The 3,737-nt window shown below is 71.1% G+C and carries 1 protein-coding gene; it reads left to right on the forward strand.

Annotation, left to right across the window (positions count from 1 at the left end; all coding sequences use genetic code 11):
- Positions 1–3,547 (forward strand): RICIN domain-containing protein (locus AC1D1T_RS30965; protein WP_477993217.1); only part of this gene is annotated, 3,547 nt, incomplete at its 5' end.
- Positions 3,548–3,737 lie beyond the last annotated feature (190 nt).

The following is a 3,737-nucleotide window of genomic DNA, read 5'->3' on the forward strand; positions in this document are numbered from 1 at the left end:
GGCGCCGCCCGCGCAGGATGGGGCCGCGGAGCGCGCGTCGGCGCAGGCCGTGGCGGTCGGTGCCGCGACGCTGCCCGACGGACGCTATGCGATCGCCGCCGCGCAGGGCGGCCAGTGCATGGAGGCGCTGCCGGCCAACGCCGACGGCACCCGCTTCCGGCAGGCGGCCTGCAACGGCGCGCCGGCGCAGGCCTACGACCTGAAGCGCCAGCCGGACGGCAGCGTCAAGCTGACGAATGCGGCCACCGGCCGGGTGGTGGACCTGAACGGCCAGTCCACCGCCGAGGGCGCGGTGATCCACCAGTGGACCGACAACGGCACCGTCGCACAGCGCTTCACGACGCAACTGGCGGCGGGCAACCGCTACAGCTTCGTCAACGTGGGCAGCCGCAAGTGCGTCAGCGCGGCGGGCGGTGCCGGCCTGCTTCAGGCGAGCTGCGACGGCCAGGCCGCGCAGCAGTTCCTGCTGTACCCGCAGGGCACCGGCGGCCGATCGGCGCTGGCGATCGGGCAGTACGCATTGCGCGCGATGCACTCCGGCCTGTGCCTGGACATCGCCGCCGCGAGCACGGCCGACAAGGCATCGGCGATCCAGGTGCGCTGCACCGGCGCGGCCAGCCAGCGTTTCGACCTGCTGCCGGTGGCCGACGGCAGCTACCGCCTGCGCAACGCCAACAGCGGCCGGGTGCTCGACATCGAGGGCATCTCCACCGTCAGCGGCGCGCGCCTGCAGCAGTATTCCGACAGCGGCGGCGCCAACCAGCACTTCAGCGCGACCGCAGACGGCGGCGCCTTCATGCTGAAGGCCCGGCACAGCGGCAAGTGCGTGGACGTGAAGGGCAACAGCACGGCGGTGGGCGCCGAGGTGCAGCAATGGGAGTGCGGCACCGGCAAGGGCAATCAGCAATGGCGGTTCGAGGCCGTGGGCGCGGCGGCGCCAGCCCCTGCGCCCGCTCCCGCGCCTGCGCCTGCGCCGGCACCCGCTCCGAGTCCTGCGCCGAGTCCTGCGCCGGCGCCGTCCCCCTCACCGGCACCCGCTCCGTCGCCTGCGCCGGCCCCTGCGCCCGCTCCCGCGCCTGCACCGGCACCGGCACCGGCACCGGCACCGGCACCGAACAGCCCGCTCGTGTTGCCGCTGGAGGTGCTGGGCAACGGCTCGCCGCAGGCGCCGGTCGTCGCCGAAGCCAGCCTCGCCGTCGATGCGCTGAAGCTCGCCGCCGTGAACCAGCTGTGGTTCCAGTGCCACCGCTGCGGCTTCTTCGGCGCGCCGGAGTTCGAGGCCACCACGCAGCCACCCACCAGGATCAAGGCGAGCGTGCGCGTGCTCGGCGGCGTGGCGGCGGCGCAGGCCGGCAGCATCCCGTGGGTCGACATCACCGATGCGACGATGAAGCTGGCCGATGCCGAGCGCGTGCAGGGCGGCCTGACGCGCGGCGGCCTGTACACCACGCGCATGAGCCTGGTGCTCGATGCCGCCGCCAAGGCGCGCCTCGTCGCCGGTGCCAACCGCGTGCAGTTCCGCTTCAACGGCACCGACGGCGAATCCAACGGCTACCGCATCGTCGACCTGCAACTGCAGGACGCGCAGGGCGCGAGCCTCGCGAGCAATGCGGTGCAGCACACCGACGTCAAGGCCGAGAAGGACGCCGGCCGCAGCTGGAGCGCCGACGTCACCGCCGGCGACGCGCTGTGGCACGGCCAGGGCAGGCTGCTGAAGTCGACCATCGTCAACCGCGCGATCAAGGCGGCCTGCTCGTCGTGCCATGCCGAGGACGGGCGCGACCTGCAGTACTTCAACTACTCGAACAACGCCATCGTGCAGCGCGCGCGCTTCCACGGGCTCAGCGAGGCGCAGGGCAGGCAGATCGCCGCCTACATCCGTTACACCATGCAGTCGGTGCCGCATGCGAACGGCGCCGCACCGTGGAACCCGCCGTACCAGCCCGGCCCCGGGCTGGACAGCAAGCCGCTGGCCGAATGGGCGGCCGGCGCCGGCCTGGGTGCGGTGATCGAGAGCCCGGTGCAGGCGATGAAGGCGCTGTTCGGCAAGCCGCAGGACGGCAGTGCGTTGAACCTGAGCCAGGCCGACGTCGACCGCGTGATGGACGCCAACGCGACGCTGAACACCCGCGAAGGTGCGATGCCGCTGCAGTACCCGGACTGGAACGCGTGGCTGCCCACCATCCACCCGCTGGACGTGTGGCCCGCGGGCGGTGCCACCGGCTCGTTCGAGACCGGCGGCAAGTTCGCCAACGGCAGCATGAACCCGTACGCGACCTCGAAGCGGATCGCCACCTGGTTCGAATCGCACAGGAACCCGAACGGCGCCTTCGGCGACTGGAGCCACCTGCAGCCGGCCGAGCGGGCCGAGATCCAGGGCATCCTGCAGATGTCCGGCTTCGAGGCCTACAACTACCTGGGCGGCGGCCGCGGCAACCACATTGCTGCCTCGGGCGAGAACGGCGCGCAGGTCGGCGCGCGCAACCTGATGGCGCTGGCCTCGCCGGCCACCACGGCGGGCGACCCCGCCTCGTTCACCACCAACGCCTTCATCGAGCGTGCGGTGATGAGCATGCTGCACTGGAACGTGGTCAACCAGTGGCAGTGGGCGCAGCAATACGGGCTCGAGGGCAACCAGAAATGGTTCATCGGCGACTACGACAGCGCCGCGAAGACCTGGAAGGGCCGCGGCGAGGCGCGCGGCTGGCCGTTCAACACGGTGAGCGCGTTCTTCCTCGCGCCGCACATGCTGTACCAGGCCGACCAGGACGCCACCGGCAAGGTGACCCGCGAGTGGACCATGGCATGGGAAGCCGCGAACAAGATGGGCTCGTACTACCGCACCAACGCCTGGTACCAGATGCAGGTCAGCATCAACCCGGGCGGCCAGGGCGATTGGGTCAACTACTCGGTGGACTGGCCCTACCTGACCGGCTTCGACGACGTCCTGGCCAACGCGCTGGGCACCTCGACGCCGGCGCAGGCCAACTGGGCGCTGATGGCCAACATCCGGCTGCTGCAGGCGCGCATCAAGGGCGCGCAGTTCGTCAACAACGCGATCCCGCTGTACGTGCCGGGCGACACGCGCTCGATCATCCTGAACCGCGGCCGCTACAGCCGGGCGCAGACGCTGAAGCACCTGGTGCCGACCAATTTCATCGACACCGCGACGACGCAGGGCAACGGCAGCACGCCGTTCAAGAAGTTCGACCAGCTGCAGGCGGGCCTGCACCTGAAGGTCGTCAACGGCGCGATGCAGCAGTTCAACCAGCTGTTCACCGACACCGACCCGGCCCTGTGGCGGCGCTGCGATCCCAACAACATGGACCTGGGCGAACCCGAGCCGACCGCCGGCTTCGCGTTCTGCCTGGACCGCGCGAAGAAGCCGCTGGCCCCGGTGAACGGCGGCTACGCGATGAACTCGGTGGACTACCGCGTGCCGGCGGAGCAGAAGTCGCAGTACGGCATCTGGAAGATCACGCAGATGGGCGGTGACGCGCAGCGGCTGAAGAAGTGGAACGACTGGGTGCTGCGCGCCTGGCCTTGAACGAGAGAACCATGAAGAAGCAACTTTCCGACCTGTCGCGCGGCCGGCGCCTGGCGCGTGCGCGCGCGGCCACGCTGCTCGCATCGCTGACGATCGCGCTGGCCGCGTGCGGCGGCAAGGATGAGGACGGCGCGGCCGGCCCGCCGCCGACGCAGACGGATGCACCGTCTCCGGCGCCGGTGCCCGCACC

Source organism: Rhizobacter sp. P2_H3 (assembly GCF_056403355.1).